Annotated in this window: 19 protein-coding genes; 12 read left to right on the top strand and 7 right to left on the bottom strand. The window is 41.4% G+C overall.

The window, feature by feature from the left end; all coding sequences use genetic code 11:
• Positions 1-132 precede the first annotated feature (132 nt).
• Both asnC and rluA read right to left on the bottom strand, forming a co-directional pair.
• Positions 133-594 carry a transcriptional regulator AsnC gene (asnC, locus tag FM037_RS23525; protein ID WP_077754866.1) on the bottom strand — a complete coding sequence of 154 codons (462 nt, stop codon included), beginning with the start codon at positions 592-594 and terminating at the stop codon, positions 133-135.
• 231 nt (positions 595-825) lie between these two features.
• On the bottom strand, positions 826-1503 hold the full coding sequence (gene rluA / locus FM037_RS23520; protein ID WP_144048005.1) for a bifunctional tRNA pseudouridine(32) synthase/23S rRNA pseudouridine(746) synthase RluA: 678 nt from the start codon (positions 1501-1503) through the stop codon (positions 826-828).
• Positions 1504-1711: 208 nt separating this feature from the next.
• Between rluA and FM037_RS23515 the strand changes: the two genes are divergently transcribed.
• From FM037_RS23515 to FM037_RS23510, 3 genes are all read left to right on the top strand, one after another.
• A complete protein-coding gene (locus FM037_RS23515; RefSeq protein ID WP_229380996.1) occupies positions 1712-3448 on the top strand; it encodes a winged helix-turn-helix domain-containing protein in 1737 nt (578 codons plus the stop codon).
• 223 nt (positions 3449-3671) lie between these two features.
• The gene (locus tag FM037_RS29780) at positions 3672-3905 is read left to right on the top strand and encodes an SBBP repeat-containing protein (protein WP_229380995.1); all 234 of its coding nucleotides are present in this window, start codon (positions 3672-3674) and stop codon (positions 3903-3905) included.
• Positions 3906-4218: 313 nt separating this feature from the next.
• Positions 4219-4494 (top strand): hypothetical protein, encoded by a 276-nt coding sequence (locus FM037_RS23510; RefSeq protein ID WP_144048004.1) that lies wholly within the window; start codon positions 4219-4221, stop codon positions 4492-4494.
• Between the two features lie 290 nt (positions 4495-4784).
• On the opposite strand, the gene FM037_RS23505 is transcribed toward FM037_RS23510, so the two are convergent.
• From FM037_RS23505 to FM037_RS23495, 3 genes are all read right to left on the bottom strand, one after another.
• On the bottom strand, positions 4785-5090 hold the full coding sequence (locus FM037_RS23505) for a hypothetical protein (RefSeq protein ID WP_144048003.1): 306 nt from the start codon (positions 5088-5090) through the stop codon (positions 4785-4787).
• A 145-nt stretch (positions 5091-5235) separates the two neighbouring features.
• Positions 5236-5793: a class I SAM-dependent methyltransferase gene (locus tag FM037_RS23500; RefSeq protein ID WP_144048002.1), complete on the bottom strand. Its 558-nt coding sequence runs from the start codon at positions 5791-5793 to the stop codon at positions 5236-5238.
• On the bottom strand, positions 5768-6178 hold the full coding sequence (locus FM037_RS23495; protein WP_144048001.1) for a hypothetical protein: 411 nt from the start codon (positions 6176-6178) through the stop codon (positions 5768-5770). Before FM037_RS23495 ends, FM037_RS23500 begins: the two co-directional genes overlap by 26 nt.
• 207 nt (positions 6179-6385) lie before the next feature.
• Between FM037_RS23495 and FM037_RS23490 the strand changes: the two genes are divergently transcribed.
• From FM037_RS23490 to FM037_RS23450, 9 genes are all read left to right on the top strand, one after another.
• Entirely contained in the window at positions 6386-7375 is a 990-nt protein-coding gene (locus FM037_RS23490; RefSeq protein ID WP_144048000.1) for a 2-hydroxyacid dehydrogenase, read from the top strand.
• A 100-nt stretch (positions 7376-7475) separates the two neighbouring features.
• Positions 7476-8213 carry a dienelactone hydrolase family protein gene (locus FM037_RS23485; protein ID WP_144047999.1) on the top strand — a complete coding sequence of 246 codons (738 nt, stop codon included), beginning with the start codon at positions 7476-7478 and terminating at the stop codon, positions 8211-8213.
• Between the two features lie 160 nt (positions 8214-8373).
• Positions 8374-9117 (top strand): spermidine synthase, encoded by a 744-nt coding sequence (locus FM037_RS23480; RefSeq protein WP_144047998.1) that lies wholly within the window; start codon positions 8374-8376, stop codon positions 9115-9117.
• Between the two features lie 192 nt (positions 9118-9309).
• Complete coding sequence (gene ahpC, locus FM037_RS23475; RefSeq protein WP_144047997.1) at positions 9310-9879, top strand: alkyl hydroperoxide reductase subunit C; 570 nt, start codon at positions 9310-9312, stop codon at positions 9877-9879.
• A gap of 183 nt (positions 9880-10062) precedes the next feature.
• Entirely contained in the window at positions 10063-11640 is a 1578-nt protein-coding gene (gene ahpF, locus FM037_RS23470) for an alkyl hydroperoxide reductase subunit F (protein WP_144047996.1), read from the top strand.
• 153 nt (positions 11641-11793) lie between these two features.
• Positions 11794-12921: a GGDEF domain-containing protein gene (locus FM037_RS23465; RefSeq protein ID WP_227992760.1), complete on the top strand. Its 1128-nt coding sequence runs from the start codon at positions 11794-11796 to the stop codon at positions 12919-12921.
• A 220-nt stretch (positions 12922-13141) separates the two neighbouring features.
• Entirely contained in the window at positions 13142-14218 is a 1077-nt protein-coding gene (locus FM037_RS23460) for a porin (RefSeq protein ID WP_144047995.1), read from the top strand.
• Positions 14219-14228: 10 nt separating this feature from the next.
• Entirely contained in the window at positions 14229-14639 is a 411-nt protein-coding gene (locus FM037_RS23455) for a type 2 periplasmic-binding domain-containing protein (protein ID WP_144047994.1), read from the top strand.
• 65 nt (positions 14640-14704) lie between these two features.
• Positions 14705-16324, top strand: coding sequence for a methyl-accepting chemotaxis protein (locus FM037_RS23450; RefSeq protein WP_144047993.1), 1620 nt, complete (start codon positions 14705-14707; stop codon positions 16322-16324).
• Between the two features lie 129 nt (positions 16325-16453).
• On the opposite strand, the gene FM037_RS23445 is transcribed toward FM037_RS23450, so the two are convergent.
• Positions 16454-16639, bottom strand: a complete 186-nt coding sequence (locus FM037_RS23445) for a cytoplasmic protein (RefSeq protein WP_144047992.1) — start codon at positions 16637-16639, stop codon at positions 16454-16456.
• A gap of 131 nt (positions 16640-16770) precedes the next feature.
• Positions 16771-18177, bottom strand: coding sequence for a cytochrome C biosynthesis protein (locus FM037_RS23440; protein ID WP_144047991.1), 1407 nt, complete (start codon positions 18175-18177; stop codon positions 16771-16773).
• Between the last annotated feature and the right edge of the window lie 603 nt (positions 18178-18780).

Below are 18780 nucleotides of genomic sequence, written 5' to 3'. Positions count from 1 at the left end.
TTGTTGCTCTTTTGTTAGAGCTGTGTACTTTGTAACACAAAAGTTTCATATAATTAACAGGTGCAGAGGTAAAAGTTGTAATTTACATTTTTTAGTCTACTTAATAGACGAAATAACTTATTTATATTTAATCTATGGTTTAACAGCCCTTGTGATGGGGTTTTGTAAGCTAATTAATGTTTCGGTTGATTGAATTTCATCTATGGATTGAATGCGATTAATGAGCACATGCTGTAATCCGTCGATGGATTGGCACATAACCTTTACAAAAACGCTGTAATTTCCTGTGGTGTAATAGGCTTCTACCACCTCTTCTAGTTCGTTTAACTTAGATATCGCAGCGGGGTAATCACCAGCACTCTTTAAGTTGATACCAATAAAGCAGCAGACATCGTAGCCAAGAGCTTTAGGATTTACAGTTATCTGGGCGCCTGTGATGATCCCTGCTTGTTTCATCTTTTCGACGCGAACGTGAATGGTACCTGCGCTGACGTTGAAACGTTTAGCCAGCTCTGCAAATGGCGTTCTAGCTTCTTTCATCAATGCAGATAAAATTTGATTATCGAGTTGGTCTCGTTGAAATGATGTTTCCATAATGAAATTCTTAAAGTAATAACTAATGATGAATAACTTACCTTTAATTATGATGAAATTCTATTAATAAGGTGTGATTGATATCAAATCAGTAAATATAGAGATTGGTAACGAGTGACAATGGATAAAAAGTAAGTCTGGTTGTCATATGCCACTGTAAGAGAAGTATGTGATGTGAAACTCATAAGATAGGGGGGAGGCCCCCGTATTCGCTGCTTAAACCTTAAACCTCTACTGGTTATTTTCAGCAGTCATAAAAGGTACTTCGCAGTTAAAAGTAAGCTCTTTACTTGAATATGGCTGTTTGATAGTGAGCTCTTGTGCGTGCAGTAGTAAGCGACTTGCTAAGCGCTTAGCTAAAGGATCAGCATAGAAGTTATCACCGAGTATAGGGTGGCCTATGGCCATCATATGTACTCTCAATTGATGAGAACGACCCGTTATTGGGGTTAATTTGACTAAAGTTGAGTGTCTAGCGTAGCTGATTACTTCAAAATGAGTTAAAGATGGCTTGCCAATTTCATGATCTACTTTTTGTTTAGGTCGGTTGGGCCAGTCACAGATTAAGGGCAGACCTACACTGCCTTTCTGTTCCTTTATATACCCCGCAACTCGTGCATAATATGTCTTCTTGGTTTCTCGTTCTCTGAACTGCCTCTTTAACTCTTTTTCAGCATTTCTCCTAAGTGCGACAACGATCACACCCGATGTCGCCATGTCTAATCTGTGAACTATTTGGGCATTGGGGTGCTCGTCTAAGACACGACTATAGACGCTATCTCTATGTTCAGGCGCTCGACCTGGTACAGAAAGGAGTCCTGAAGGTTTATTTACGACCAAAATATCTTTATCTTGATAGATGATGTCGAGCCAGGGATCAGTAGGTGGGCAGTAAATAAAATCGGACATTTAAACAGCCAAAACATGAATTCGAGGCAAAGATACCTTCTACATGATAGCAGAAGCAAGGTAAATGTTATCTTAGTCAAACTTTCCTTCAGTTTAACAACCGTAATTATATTTGAGCACTATTGATTTCATCAGTGTATATTGCTCTAATTTCAATGTTTTCTAATATAAACCTCTTCCAAATCATTGATTAATTAACTGGTACTTAATGATAACTCAACCTAGATATCGCTTGGCTGACAGGTTAATAGACCCTAGCCAATGTACGATTTTAAAAGATGGAATTTTACTCAAAGTAGAGCTTAGAGCGATGCAGGTATTGCTGTGTCTCATTAAGCATGCTGATGAGCCTGTTAGTAGGGAGATGTTATTAGAAGAGGTGTGGTCAGGGGGAGAGGTTTCAGATAATGCTATAAATCGCATTATAGGTTTGTTGCGCAATCAACTTGGTGATAATGCAAAGTCTCCTAGCTTTATTAAGACATTGCCCAAAGTGGGTTATGTGCTGATTTCTGAAGTTACTTTAGTTAAAGCTATTTCTAGAAAAGAGAAGTTTACTGAAGAGGTTGTAGCTGGAAGTCTCATTGGTGTAAGGGAAGGTGCCGATGCTAACTCACTAAAGAAAAACGTTTTTTCTTTCTTGTATACGCATTCAGGAAAATTTGTACTCTTGTTATCAGGCTTGATAGTTGTCTCTACTTGGCTTGCCTTTAAGTATCTATCATTGCCTCAGCAAACTAGATCTATTTTTCATGATGTAAAGCTGAAACGGTTAACCTATTTCGATGGTCAAGAATTTAATCCGGACTTGTCTGATGATGGAAAGTTATTGGCTTTTTCTCAAAGAGAGTATGGGGAAAAGTACTGGCGGTTGGGGCTAATGAGAATTGACAATGGTGAAGTCAACTATCTTAACGACCCTTTTGATAGCCAAGGTTACTCATCATTTAGCCCTGATGGCTCCCAACTTGCGTATTTATCGTTTAATAAGTCAGGTGAGTGTCAAATCAACAGAGTTGATATTATTGATGGGATGTTTGGCAATAGGGAAAAAATTATTGATTGTAAAAATCAAATGCAATCAACAAGTATCGAATGGAAAATAAATGGTAATGGTATATTTTATATTGATGAGAGCCATCAGTTAGATTACCTGAGTCAAAAAATGGTTTTCTCAGTGAGTTTATCTGGGCTTAATAAAAAACAATTGAGCCTGCCCTACCCCATAGGACGAGGGGATTACTCTATAAGTTTGTCTCCAAATGGGAATGATTTGGCGGTAATAAGGAATGTAAGATGGTATCAAAGTCAGATTATGTTGCTCTCTTTGAATACTGGTAGCTGGATAGATCTATTTAAAGTCGATTCTCTTTTACACTCAGTAGGCTGGTCCGGTGATAGTGGTTCTATTATTTATAAAACAAATGATGGGAACCTTGCGAGTTATAACATAGACAAAAGCAGCCATGAGCAATTTACAAATATAATGCAACCTATCATGTCACCTGTTTCAAACTCTTCTGGTGATGTTGTTGCTGTACTAGGAACATTTGTTAAAACAGAAATTTTGCGTTTTAAAACCCCCTTTGATGCAGACGAATCTACCAATGGTGTCTTCGCAGTAACTAAAGATAAAAGTGTCTTTATTTCATCCAATAGTTCAAATATTAGGGGGGTAATAAGTCCTGATGGCAAAAAAATGGTGTTTGAATCTGATAGAACTGGAATGGCTAAACTTTGGTTTAAATCTGAAAGTGGCAGTGAAGTTCAATTAGATGCATTCGAAGATATTCAATTTATTAGAGATATTAGTTTTTCATTTGATAGTGAGTTTTTATTAGGGCGTCAGGGGAATAAACCATTTACTTATAATATACAAACTCAAGTTCTAGAATACATAGATGTGGATGAGAATGTTGAGGTTTACAATGTATCTTGGGGGTAGATAAAGCGCATTTTGTTGCATCAGTCGACATGCTTGGTAAATCATCCATAGATTTAATAGATGTACTAACGGGAAAGTCAATACGAACATTAGCCGATGGAGGAGAATTTGGACGCTATTCTTCTACGGGAAGGTTTTATTTTACTCGGCACAGCCAAGGTTTGTGGGTATTAGAAGGGGGGAAGAAAAGTTACTGATTGATGACTTTACCGTAAGGACAAACATGTCTTGGATGATAGTTAAAAATTACCTGTACAATTTAGTTTATGTTGAAGGTGTTAACTATATCGAACGAATAAACCTAGTTGATTATAGTAAACAAACTGTAAAGTTGGATAATAATAATATTATTGGTAATTCTATCTCTGTAGATGAGCATGGGAATGTTTTCTTAGTCGCTTCAGAGCAATCTAATGTCGATATTGTTAAGATTGTCTTTAGTAAGGCCGACCTGTAACTCATTGTTTTTTAGGTTAATCATGTTTTCATCACTTTATTATTATGACTTGATTATTGTGAGGCTGTAATTTTGTTAGTGCAGGTTAACCCAGTAAATTGTTAAAAGACTGTTTTACAAAAACTTTACCCTGGGTTTTACCACAGTTAATATTTTTAATATGTTTTTTGATATCTGGTCCATATCAAATGCCTATCATTATTAGTAATTGTACTATGGTTATTATTAGTCTTTTATTGTTCTGGGTTAATCTGCAAATTATAAGTAAAATTATAAGTAATTGTTATTAAATATTCTTAATTAAGGGTTGAAAATGAAAAATTTAAAAGAAGATAAATTGTTATCTAACCTGTCTAATGCGGCTAAGGCATGCTCCTTGTTTTTAGTTTGCTTTTCTGTTTTTGCTACACCGGGTTCGGATAGCGACAATTTAAAAGATAAACAAATTGAAATAAAAAAAGAACAAGAGAGAATGCAAGAATACCAACGTAGTTTACTTAATGAAAAGTCAGGTCTTGATTCCGGTTCAATTGTTATTTCTCCTATGTCAGGTTGTGAACCATTTCCTTGCAGTGGTATCCAGTTGTAAAAAAAATATATACTATTTTGTTTGATTAGATTTGAAGTGAAATTTGTCGAATTAGATGTAATATAAATATATTTTTATTAGCGTATATCCATTTGCATGCTACTGAGCCTAACTACGTATGTTTGCAAGCCTGGACAATAAGTAGATAAAAATATAGTCATCTCCCCTTTTAGACATAGGTGTTTTCATTTTGATTACACCTTTTTTTTGTCATTTTTATAAAGGGGCTATTTACAAAGAGCACAACAGAGTCAAATCAAGCTAAATAGTTTAACTTTAAGACAATTCCCTTATGAGAAGCTGTTGCCGTTGACGTGCATTAACGAAAAAGTCCAAACCACGAATGAGAGTAGTGAGTGAATCAAGGCGTAGACGGCTTGATCTAGTCGCTCCATTCCGCGAGCCTGCCATATCAAGTGTCCGTGAAGTATCACAACCACTGGAAATAATAGTAAGACGGGGTAGAAGCTGACGGCGTGACTGAGTGAAAAATGGGTGTCGCTGAAAAGGAGTCGGCTTAAGAGAGCCCATAAGACCATGAGTCCGGTAAGCATGGGTGGGGCGATATGCCGAGACTGTTCTGAATTTAGTACCATAGTCTGCCTTCCTTGTAATATTGAGCCTGCTTTACTGGCTGTTTATTCTTCTTGCTGTTCTTTTCTAGCCATATTTAATGGTTTAATTTCAATTCTAGCTTTTAACTAATGTCTTACTTTAATTTTAGCTTAACTTTATTCTAGATTAGCAACTAGGCTTGCGGGCGATCAATTGTGCCTTGTAACTGAGGTTCAAATCACTCATGACTTCTCCCTCAAAATAATGCAGAAGAGTCCATTTTTCAAATTCATTTTTGAGTTCATTGGATTTCAACAGGAACTTTGGGTTTCTCGGTCGTCCTATTTCAGCCTGTTTATCGATGAAGGTTTCATAAACGATCAAGCCGCCAGGTTTTACTGTGGCTGCAATCTGTGGAAAAAGAGGCCTATGTAAATAGTTGAAAACTAAGACTAGGTCATATTTGTTTTGCGCTAGCTCTGGCGCCGAACCATCTTCCAAGTCCCATGCCAGATAGGTGTGCTCTGTTGGCATCGAATCTGCCTGAGGCTCTGAAGGCATACAGAGATTAGCCAATGACTTGTCAATAAAGGTGACTCTATGGCCTTTATCGGCAAACCAGAGCCCATTACGGCCACTACCACAGGCGAGATCTAAGACCTCACTCTTATCTAGCAGGTTTAACTCTTGGTTTTCGGTGATTAGCCTAGAGGAAAATTCAACCTTTAACTTCTTTTCTTGCATCGATTCTTCGCCCATGAATTATTGAAAAGTGCCTTAAGCTTGCCGGGCCATGTGAGACGACAACAGAGAGTAGTAACACTGTGATTAACAGCTCAGGCTTGTAGCTGGCGAAAGGAATGAAAAGGGTCAATAACCCTAATTTTACTAAGGTTAGTACGCCTTTCAACTGGATTAGCCAGCGCCAATCTCTGACTATTTCCCATAACATGAGCAGTGAGCCAGTTGTCATGGCCATGCACCAATAGACGAGCCACTCTTCTTGGGCCACGCCCAACAAAATACCACCACCGGCTCCTGTTATCCCCAAAATGTGTATCGCTCTAAGTGAGGTTTTTCCAAGTCTTTGCAACCAAAATTGCCTTTCAGATAACTTAGTATTTTTCATATGAGAGCGGATACTGGCTAGGTGTTGAAGAGCTACTAGTTTATCAGGAAATGACAGGCTGTGAAGCAATATGGGGCTAATTTTAAAATTCCTTGCCTGCATGTGGGGGCATAGTTAAATAACTTACACAGCTTAATTAAACCAGATGTACCTTAATGTGAAAACAAGAGGTAAACTTTCATGACTGAATATTTGTAGGCGAATGGAATGAAGATAGGATTTTTTAGTGCCAAGCACTATGACATGGAACACTTCGATCGTACTAACCAGGCATTTGGTGCATCCATCGAGTATTTTGATTATCGGCTATGTATGAAGTCAGTTAAGTTGGCCCATGGTTTCGAAGCTATCTGCGCTTTTGTAAATGATTCTCTCTGTGAGGAGGTGCTAGTCGAGCTGGCTAAAAATGGCACTAAGATAATCGCCATGCGTTGTGCTGGCTTTAATAATGTGGATTTGGTCGCGGCAGAAAGATTGGGGCTCAAAGTCGTTAATGTACCAGCTTATTCTCCCGAGTCAGTGGCCGAACACACCATAGCCTTGATGCTGACGTTGAACCGTAAGGTGCATAAGGCTTATCAACGCACCCGAGATGCCAATTTCTCCTTAGAGGGCTTGGTTGGCTTCAACATGAATGGCTGCACTGTCGGTGTGATAGGCACAGGTAAGATAGGTTTAGCGACAATTAAAATCTTGCTGGGGTTTGGCTGTACGGTTATCGCTTATGACCCTTACCCAAATCAGTCTGTGCAGGATCTCGGTGTCGACTATGTGTCCCTCGATGAGATGTACCCTGTCTGTGACATCATCACACTGCATTGTCCTCTCACGAATGATAACCATCATCTATTATCTAAATCTAGCTTCAATAAGATGAAAACGGGGGTCATGGTGATCAATACTAGTCGAGGTGGTTTACTCGATGCCTTAGATGCTATGGAGGCATTAAAAACGGGACAGCTTGGTGCGTTAGGCTTAGATGTATATGAAAATGAGAAAGAGCTATTTTTTGAAGATAAGTCGAATGAGATCATTCAGGACGATATTTTCAGGAGACTATCGGCTTGTCACAATGTCATCTTTACCGGGCATCAGGCTTTCTTAACCGCTGAAGCCCTCGGCGCTATCGCATTGACCAGTCTCACCAATGTTCGCCAGTTACTCGATGGCAAGCATTGCCCCAACGAGCTATTTTAAGCCCGGATAATAATTTTAAGCTTCAATAGCATTAATGTCATATGAAACATGTTTATTGGCCGATAAGTTTTGCCAATGATAGTAAAAGGAAACTAACACCATGATGGTAAAACAAGAAGTTCATGATATTCCAACCAGTACAGGTTTGATGCGGACTTACCTTTATCGCCCGAAAGCGGAAGGGGTGTTTGCTACTATTATTTTTTATTCAGAAATTTTTCAGCAAACGGCTCCCATAGCAAGGGCCGCGGCTATCTTGGCTGGTCATGGCTTCGTGGTATTGGTGCCTGAGGTCTTTCATGAGTTGAATCCTATCGGTACTGTGCTGGCTTATGATGATGCCGGTAAAGATAAAGGTAATGAAGACAAGTTTGCTAAGCCGCTTGAGGCTCATGATTCAGATGTCGATGCTCTGGTTACCTTTGCCAGAAGCCAGGAATTCTGTACCAGTCAGGTTGGAAGTATGGGGGTTTGTATCGGTGGACATTTGGCCTACCGCGCCGCACTTAACCCTGATGTCTCGGCCGCATTCTGCCTCTATGCTACAGATATTCACTCCAACACGCTTCCTTGTAAGCCTGGAAATGACTCTCTGAGCCGCACTCAAGACATTCAAGGTGAGATGGTTATGGTGTGGGGCAAACAAGACCCCCATGTATCCGGCGAAGGACGCAAGTTGATCTACGCTAAACTGGAAGAGACAGAGCGAAATTTCACCTGGTTAGAAGTCAATGCCGAACACGCCTTCATGCGCGATGGTGCAGATAGACACGACCCGGCGCTTGCGATGCAGATGTATGGTCAAGCAGTCGACTTCTTTCATTGTTTATTAAGGTAATCTACTTCACGTCTCCCTTATTATCTCAAAAAAGCGTTAACGGGCACTTCATCTCCTGTATATGGGCGAAGTGCCGGCTTGACTTGGAGCTTTTAAGATTTCCTTTCATGACCCGCTATTCGTATAATGCTCGGCCAATTCCCCTCCAAATCATAAATAGATGCAAGACGAACATGTTCTCCACGAAAGCCAAGACGAGATCGGTCCACTCATTGTCTTAGATGATAAATATATGCGAGTACTTTCATTCGGCGATAATGATGAGCAGAGTAAGTTACTCAAGTCTGAGCCACATATTCCTCAGCATACCTATATCCAAGCCATGCTGTTAGTTCTGCTCTTTATAAAGCCCAAACGAGTCATCATCTTAGGTCTGGGCGGTGGTGGACTGATCCATGCACTGCGTAGGTACGATACCGGCATTAAAGTCACTGCGGTTGAGCTAAGAGCTCAAGTCATTGAGTTAGCTAGACGTTACTTTCAACTGCCGATTGGTAAAAAACTGTCGATTATCCATCAAGATGCCAACTTGTTTCTCGAGCAAGGCGATCATAAAAAGGCTGATGTTATTTTTGCCGATATCTATGGTGCAGACGGTGTCGATGAGAATCAGTTATCTGAGACCTTTATTGCCAATGCCGCGGCCTTGATTAAAGCCGATGGCTATCTGGTATTGAACTGCTGGAAGGAGCATAGCCAAAATCGAGTGCTATTGAGTCATCTGCAACAACATTTTAGCGAGGTTAGGGCTTGCTTGACCGGAGGCGGTAACTGGGTGGTGTTCGCCGGAAAAATAAAGCGAGAAATTACAAGCGCCGGTTTAAAGTCCAAGGCTCACTCCTTGTCGCAACAGCTCGACTTTACCCTAGGGCGTTCCCTGACACGATTTGCCTTGTGGGAATAGACCTAATGGAGTCGTAGGGTTTGCTCTTGTTATCTGCTCATAAGTCCATAGTTCTTAAAAAGCGATTAGGATGATAGTTTTTATCCGTTATATTTAATTTGTCTGCTTGGTTAATATCTTCACATCGAAAACGAACTGATGATTCATTTGAACGTCAGGACAAAGATTTTATTACCATTTACGGAGCATTCAATGAACCAATCTATCATCAACACTGAAATCAAGCCTTTCTCTGCAACCGCTTTCCATAAGGGTGAGTTTGTACCCGTTACTGAGAAAGACCTATTGGGCAAGTGGTCAGTAGTATTCTTTTACCCAGCCGATTTCACTTTCGTCTGTCCAACTGAGCTTGGCGACATGGCAGACCATTACGCTAAGCTGCAAGAGATGGGCGTTGAAATCTACTCAGTATCTACCGATACTCACTTCACTCACAAAGCATGGCACGATACTTCAGATACTATCAACAAGATCCAGTACCCGATGATCGGTGACCCAACTGGCGCCATCACACGTAACTTTGGTGTGATGATTGAAGAAGATGGCCTGGCACTACGTGGCACATTCGTTATCAACCCTGAAGGTCAAATCAAGGTTAGCGAAGTTCATGACCTGGGAATAGGCCGTAGCGCTGCTGAGCTGGTTCGTAAGATTCAAGCCGCTCAATATGTAGCGACTCACGACGGTGAAGTATGTCCAGCTGCATGGCAGCCTGGTGCCGATACGCTTGCACCATCTCTAGACTTAGTCGGTAAAATCTAAACTGACTTAAATCCGCTGGTCTAGATTTTTCTCTAGGCTAGCTGGACTTAAGTGAAAGCTCGCTTAAGCCGAATTTTATTTTTTGCTGGTTCGAGCCGCCCCCTTTCAGGTTCGGGTTAGCAAACTCTCAATTTTTATAAACCAATTATTTATAAAACTTATTCTATTTTTCTAGGAGTCATCATGCTGGATACGAATCTTAAAAATCAACTGAAAACCTATCTGCAAAACCTCAAGCGTCCAGTTGAACTTGTCGTGTCTGCAGATGATAGCCCTAAGGCACTCGAACTTAAGTCATTGGCGCAAGATATCGATAGTTTATCTGAATTAGTCTCAGTGTTAGAAGTTCAAGGTGAGCGTATGCCATCGATGAAAGTGACAAGTGCAGAAACTGATACAAGCATTACGTTCGCTGGTTTGCCCATGGGTCATGAATTTACCTCGTTAGTATTGGCATTGTTGCATACTGGCGGGCACCCACTGAAGCTAGATGATGCTGTTATCGCGCAGATCAAAGCGCTACCAGGCGAATATCATTTCGAGACTTATGTTTCTCTAAGCTGTCAAAATTGTCCCGATGTGGTTCAGGCATTGAATATGATGGCTGCAGTCAATCCCAAAATCACCAACGTGATGATAGACGGTGCGCTGTTCCAGACAGAAGTGTTTGATCGAGACATTCTGGCGGTTCCTTCCGTGTACCTTAATGGAGAACTCTTCTCCCAGGGACGCATCAGTTTAGCTGAGATCTTAAATAAGTTAGACACAGGTGCGGCGAGTCGTCAGGCCGAGCAATTAGCTCAGAAAGACGTGTTCGACATGTTGGTGGTTGGCGGCGGCCCTGCTGGTGCATCTGCCGCTATTTACTCGGCGAGAAAAGGCCTCAATACCGGCGTCGTTGCCGATAAGTTTGGTGGCCAAGTGGCTGAAACCCTGGCTATTGAGAATTTTATCTCAGTCAAGGCGACCGAAGGGCCCAAGCTGGTTACTAACCTTGAGTCCCATGTACGTGAGTACGACGTTGATGTGATGGACAATCAACTTGGCGTTAAGTTGACACCAAGCCAAGGGCCAAACCCTTATCACGAATTAACCCTTGAAAATGGTGCAACACTAAAAAGCCAAACCTTGCTGCTCGCCACTGGCGCGAGATGGCGTGAAATGAATGTTCCCGGCGAGCAAGCGTATCGTGGTAAAGGTGTGGCTTACTGTCCACACTGTGATGGTCCCTTGTTTAAAGGAAAGCGAGTTGCTGTCATAGGTGGTGGTAATTCGGGTATCGAAGCGGCAATTGATTTAGCTAATATTGTTGAGCATGTGACTGTGCTGGAATTTGATATTAAGCTTAGAGCTGACGATGTGCTGCAGAGAAAGGCTGCATCTATGGACAATATCACCATAATTACTCAAGCCATGACGACTGAGGTTCTTGGTGATGGGTCACGAGTTAACGGACTTAACTACACAGATAGAGCCACGGATGAGCAGCACAGTATAGAGCTGGCTGGTATCTTTGTTCAGATAGGTTTAATTCCTAACACCGAATGGCTTAAAGGTGTGGTAGATCTAACACCGAGAGGCGAAATAATTGTAGATGAGCGTGGTCAAACATCTATACCTGGCATATTTGCAGCGGGGGATGTGACTAATACTCCTTATAAGCAGATCATCATCGCCATGGGCAGTGGCGCTACAGCATCATTAGGGGCCTTCGATTACTTGATTCGACATAGTGCACCCGAGCAAGCGAATGCCGCCTAATTCTTTAATTTACACTTAGTTTAAATGAAAACAGTCAACGTTAATCGTTGGCTGTTTTTTTATGTCCATTTATAATCTTATTTTTAAAGCTTGTAAGTGGAAAAGTTGTAAGCTTATAACTGAGCCCAATTTTAAACAAGGCAAGGTTTCTACATGGATTTAAAGATGCCCTCATCGGAAACGCAACTAAAAAAAGAGTGTCACCTTTATCTCATTAATGGGGGGAGGTGGGCGGCGTCGATGTCTATTTTTATTTTGATTGCTATGCTAGCAAACATTGCCTTGCAAACTTCTAAAGTATTGCTCGCATCGAATATCGTCTTATACATGATGCCTGTTTTTCTCACTATTTTGCTGGCAGCAGTAGTGATACGAATTTATTCAACCGATGAAATATCCAACAATGCATTATTAACCTATCTCTGTTCTTTAGAGTTCAGTTGGTTATTTTTGATTTGGATGATTTTTGATAGTTCAGAAGAGATCTTTGCAGGCAATGCGGCTCTGGCTGGCGTCGAATCAATCGTAGATGTACTGGTATTTACTTTTGCTATTGCATTATTTGTCGATAGAAAAATAATGTTAATGGGGGTGCTGCCTTTAATGTTATTGAGTTTTTTTCTGCGGGTAACAGAGATCCCAGATAATTACTTTTTTCCATTAACTAAGTTTATTTGTTTTTTTGCCATCGTAATTACGGGTCAGAAGATACTTTACACTTGGTTTAAGACTGCGGTAGTCAGAGATATCGAGAAGCAATATTTGTTAAAGCATTTCAGGCGAATGGCGTTAATCGATGGGTTGACAAATATCAGTAATCGCCGTCATTTTGATGAGATTTTATCTCAAGAGATTAGGGCGTCAGAACGAAATAATCACCCACTTTGTATGCTCTTAATTGATGTCGATTATTTTAAAAAACTAAATGATAGTTTAGGTCATCAAGTTGGTGATGATTGCTTAGTTGCCTTAGCTAAAGTGCTCACTGATGTTGCTAACCGCCCAAGAGATCTAGCGGCTCGTTATGGCGGCGAAGAGTTTGTTATGTTACTTCCGGATACCGATAAAAGTGGTGCCTGTCGTATTGCGGAAAAACTGAGAACCGCCTTATCTGCGGTAAAGATTCCTCATCCAGATTCAGATATAAGTGAATACATAACCGTTTCTCAGGGAGTGTGCCAGTGGCAAGAGGGGATGCAGCCAGATGAGTTAGTCGCTGAGGCCGATAAGCAACTTTACCTGGCAAAGAAAAGTGGCAGAGATTGTTTCAAAGCAGTATGAATTCAATATGAAAAGTTAATTCAGCTTAAAATTTAATCACTTCAGGTGTTTTTTTTATATCGTCTATAATTCAATAGATTAACTGTCTTTAGCTCAATCCATATGGGCATTCTTAGACAATACCTTTCTAGTTTGGTTCCCTAAAATGTTGCAAATAAGTTGCAGGCTAAGGCATCTGTTCTAGTCTTAAAGCGGATATGCCTAACTTAAAGGTTTTTTTATGAAACATAAACTAGCAGTCAGTCTTGGTGTTCTGCTACTTGCTTCTCCAGCGCTAGCAGAAGTTCGTATCTCTGGTTTTGCTTCAATTGTAGGGGGGAAAGTGATTGATGGTACTGGGGTTGATGAATTTGATCTCCCTCCCACATTTCTAGCCGATTACCCTCTTGTTGGAGCCTATGAAGAGGAAATTAGTTTTGAACCTGATAGTCTTTTCGGTTTGCAATTTTCAGCAGACTTACTGGATGGTTTATCTGCAACGGCTCAGTTAGTTTCTCGTGGAGCTAATGATTTCGATGTTGATTTTGAATGGGCTTACATCTCCTATGAACTCAATGATAATTGGACTGTTCAAGGTGGTAAAAAGAGGCTTCCATTATATTATTATAGTGATTTCTTCGATGTCGGTTATGCCTATCCATGGGTTCGTCCACCAGCTGATAACTACACGTGGCAAATTTTTAATTATACCGGTTTGAGTGCTTTGTATAACTACTTAATAGGTGATTGGACTATGTCTGGTCAACTCTATTACGGTAGTGAAGATGATGAGCCAAATAAGCTGTTGTCAGAGTTTTTCTTTGGTGAGGCGACTCGTGAAATTTGGAAAGATATCGGCGGGTTAGTGGTTCAGCTTAATTACGACTGGTTAGATATACGTCTGACTCATATGCAGTATACCAATGAGCGATATATTGGTGGAGAGCAACAAATGTGGGATGGAAGTACTGAGCGTAAAGGGAAGTTCTATGGTCTTTCAGTAAATGTTGAATATGAAAATTGGATGTTATTGACTGAAATTAATCGCTTAGATCTTTCTGGTACTGATCTTGACACTTATATGGTGACCTTCGGTTATAGGTTTGGTGATTTCTTGCCTTATGCGAGTTATTCGGACTTTGATGACGGAGAAGGAGGGGAAGTACACAATACGACTTCTGTCGGTGTCCGCTGGGATTTCCACCCTTCAGCAGCATTTAAAGTTCAATATGATGAAGTGAAAGATAATGGTGGTCCTGGCCTGAAAGTTGCTGGTGATTCAGAATCATTCAGTTTTGGTGTAGACCTCGTATTCTAGGAGAGAGAAGATGAAAAAATTATTTTGCTCAATCCTATTGAGTTTGTTCTCGTTACAAGCTTTAGCGGGTATCGCTGTGATAGTCCATCCGAACAATAGTGATTCCTTAGATAAGAAAAGTATTTCAAATCTATATCTGGGTAAGACTAAGAGGTTTCCGGGAGGAGCTCAAGCAGTTCCTATTAACTTGGAAGAAGGACAAGCGAGCCGAGGTGATTTTGACTCCAATGTGTTAGGTAAATCATCGAGTCAATTGAAGTCTTATTGGTCTAAAAAAGTGTTTACCGGTAAAGGTACTCCACCGAAAGAGTTTGCAACCGATGATGAAGTGATAAAATTGGTTTCATCTAACCCTAATATTATTGGCTATATTGATAGTAGTAAGGTTAATGATTCAGTGAAGGTGGTTGCTGAATTTTAATCTGTTTACTTTGATTGATAGCAACCTAGGATCGAGGGCTTCCTCGATCCGATATGGGGTAGCGAATGAAATGGTTTAATAATGTGTCAATTTTTAAGAAGATCGGTGCGATCTTTGTCTTATCTGTAATTATTTTTGCTGTGACATTAGGGATAAGTATCGTCTCTATCAATAAGAATCGCGCCACGCTCTCGTTTATGGAAGACAAAGTTTACCAGCGTGTTCAGCTTGCGAATGAAAATGTCATTTTCATTCAACGTCTCGATGAACTCTACACTCAATCAGTTTCATTTGCCGATGAAGATTTACTTGCCAGTGCCAGTGAGATGTACGTTTCCCTCGAAGAAAATATTACTCGTCTAATCGCTCTGGATAAGCCGCATGAGAAGAGGCTTAGATCTCTCAATAAGGTAATTGAGATATTTAATCGGATCACCTTAGATCTGGCTAAAGGCATGCTCGAAGGCACGATTGATATGGGTAAGATTGGTCAGATTATTCAAGAAAAAACCAAGGCGTATGATGACTCATTGGCTCTGGTTCAGGGGTATCAGCAAGATAAGGTTATCGAGTTTAAAGACACAATCAAGGAGGCTAGGGATCGCTCTGAGCAAAGTTTGTGGTTAACCCTCTCCATAGGCATAGCCTTGTTGATTATCATGGCCATCGTGACTATAGCCATCGCTCGGGCTATCAGCCTCTCAGCTAAGAGTGTCGCGGCATCTTTGGCCGAACTCGCCGATGGTAAGGGAGACCTTTCCCATCAACTCGACGTCATGGGTGATGATGAATTAGGTCAGGTATCGGCTAATTTCAACCGTTTCTTGAGGCTGCTGGCTGAATCAATTCAGCGGGTGGTGAATGTGACAGACCCCTTGCTCAATAGTGCACACTCCCTGGAGAGTCAGATGGAAATAGCCTCGAGTGCGACTCAGAAACAGAGTCGTGATGCCGAGACTGTGCAGCAATCTATGGAGGAGATGAAGCATTCTGTTACCGATATTTCCCATAGCGCTAATCAAGCCGCCGAAGCCGCACAAATTGCCGAGCGAGAGGCCACAGAGGGGATGGCTGTAGTGCAAAGAACCATAGATATCTCACAGGAGTTGAACAGTGAGATAGAGCTGGCATCTACGGCAATTAATGAACTGGCCAAAGATACCGAAAGTGTTAACTCCATTCTCAATGTGATCACTTCTATCGCAGAGCAGACGAATCTATTAGCACTCAATGCCGCCATCGAGGCCGCAAGGGCTGGAGAGCAGGGGCGTGGTTTTGCTGTTGTTGCCGATGAAGTTCGGGCGTTAGCGTCGAAAACAGCCGATGCAACCAAAGAGATCCGCGAAGTCTTGTCTCGCTTAAAATCGGCTGCCGAATCATCGGTTAGTACCATGGGGACCGCATTGAGTAAGTCCAGTGAAAATGAGAAAAATGCGCAAAATACCGGTCAGGCGTTGAACTCTATTCAGCAACAGATAGTGAGTATCAATGGCATGAATACACAGATAGCCGCAGCGACAGACCAACAGTCAGCGGTGGCCTCTCAAGTGGTTGATAATGTGGTGGATATGAATGCATCTTTTGAGCAGACTTTGAGTATTCTATCTGAGGCAAGAGATGTGTCCGTAGGTATGTCTGGGTTTGCCGATGACCTTAAGAATGCCACTTCTCAATTCAAGTTATAAGCGGGCTAGTTAGCTTGTTTTTAATACCAATTGGTATAAATAAAGAAAACCCTCGATATCGATTGCCGATATGAGGGCGTTCCGTTTCAATATTCCAGTCTAAAAGCCGAAGCCTTGGCTCAAATGGTATTAAGCCTTAACATTGATATTTTGGCCACTATTGCCTACAGGAGCAGGATTAGTTGCCTCAATCAATTGAAGTGCAATTTCTCCTTCAGCTTCTTGCTGTTCCTTCGCGAGTTGAGCCACTTTAACTATCATGCCGCCGCTACTTAATTGCGGTTCGAGATTCGTCGTACCTAAAGAAATTGCCATCGATATGCCTCGTCTTTGTTTTAGTTACTAATAAAGAACTATCGGCTCGACTAACCAAATATTGAGCATTATTTTTGACTAATTTCAGATAAAACCTTGAGTGTTGGCCGCTTACATAACGGCCAATTCATTTACTTTAAAGACTTGCGCGCCATGGTTATGGCAAAGCTCAATAGAATAGAGCTTGCAATCAGCATGATAGCGACAAGGGGACTCTGCAGTGAAACGGGATCTATAGCTAGCATAGTGCCCATACCTATCATCATAATTCCGGACATCAACTTAAGTGTCTGACCCTCTTTCTCTGTGAGTTTACGTTTCCCCATTGTGGCACTAAAGACGATGACAATAATGGCCAAAGGAATAACATAGACCAGGTTATAGAACACGAGATACAGATAGCGCTCTAAGTCAGATAGATCATGCATAGAAAGTACACTGGTATAGATCATCGGGAAGCCTGCGGTACAGAGCAACTCATAGGCGTTAGCTACAATCGCTAGGATAACGGTACCGCCAATCATCGCAGCCATAGAGCTGGCATTAGTCAATTTCCCCATACGTTTTATTAAGCCTGTGCGGTTTTTAGCCGACATGGACAGTGTCACTTCCCCCTTGGTGAAGAAGTAATCCTTGATATTAATGACTCCTGCAATGAGCGCTAGAATACCCGCGCCTAAGATGATCAAACTACCATCACTGCCTGCGCCAAGAAGCGTAAAGATATTGAGCCAAGCTATCATAAACAGGAAGTAGATAAAGCCAGAGAAGAAGACAAATATACCGCCAACGATCAGCATGCGTGTTTTACTCTTAGCATTTACCATGATTGATAGCAGGAAGAGTAAAACAAAGAATGCACAGGGATTAAAGGCGTCGACACCCGCAAGTACTATGGTTAGTAGAGGTAGGGAGAGCTTTTCAGGTGCTACGACTCCTATTAAAGGGAGCTCTATGGGTTGAACCTGGCTTTGTTTCGCAACTTCACCAGTAGAAGCTAAATCGCAAGTTCCTTCATTTCCCGGATTTTCGCTGGTATCGCTGCATGTACCAAAGAGAGACGAATGCCCCTGCTCATCTGTAGCTTGGAGCGGATCGTTATCGATAACTGTGCCACCTAAGCTGCGGTAGCAAGCTTTCAAGTTATCGAGTAGATACTTACCTGTGACAGCTTCACTGCTATAGCCAACGGTTGCCAGATCGCAAGCCGCGATATAGGGAACTGAGCGAGCTGCAACTTGAGTCTTATTAGCAATACCTTGCCAAATATCCATGGTGTCAGGATCTGACACTAGGTGGGTTTCAAGATCGATCCAAGGATAACGTTTAGGCAGTGAATCTATGAAAGGGTGGGCTTCTGCGCAGTGAGGGCATGTCTTGGACCAGAAGAAATAGAGTTTAATCTTTAGCTCGCCATCTTGATTAACGTAATGCCAGCTCGAATCTTGACTGCTCTCTTGTGGTGTTATTGATGTGTTCGCTAACGTTGAAAATGAGCCGAGGCAGAAAATCATAAGTACGAATAATGCTTTAGCCATGTACCCTCCTGTGGGATGTGCTAGATGTTATCGCTGATACTGGTATCACAATAAATATCTTACTTATCTTTTTTTGGGGGGATACATTCGCATGCAAGACTTGCAACAGAAATCTCGAATCATAAGAAAATGGGAACTGAGGCCGATTCGCTATATAAGGTTTAAACCTATGGTCACAGGGAGACCATAGAGTGGGAATTTATACCATTCCGAGTAAGTATCTGATCATTCAGCGGGAGTTCAAAGCACTGTAGGCAAGGCGAATGTTTGAAGCTAATAGTTATTCTCGGCAACAAGCTCCTGCGTTGCTCTACCTCCTGCATCCATGCAGTCGTATATCGAGAACATCCAACGTAGCATAAAGGGCTTTGAAACCCGCACTGCGTGAAGCTCTCAGTGTTTCCACTTCTGTGTTACATTGACTTAAAAGGGAATAACCATTTCCTCATCAATGTGCCTTGAATTGAAAAAACTGAGAGCCTCTGAACTGACCAGATACTTATATGGAATGGTATTACATCGCTTAGTGCTTTATTGGTATTTGCTAGATGATATAAGCCTTAACGGTGCTAAGGCTTATTCGTTGATTTGATCTTGAAATTA

Source organism: Shewanella psychropiezotolerans (genome assembly GCF_007197555.1).
Lineage (GTDB): Bacteria > Pseudomonadota > Gammaproteobacteria > Enterobacterales > Shewanellaceae > Shewanella > Shewanella psychropiezotolerans.
The sequence above is the reverse complement of the archived record's forward strand: the minus strand, read 5'-3'. Positions and strand labels throughout refer to the sequence as shown.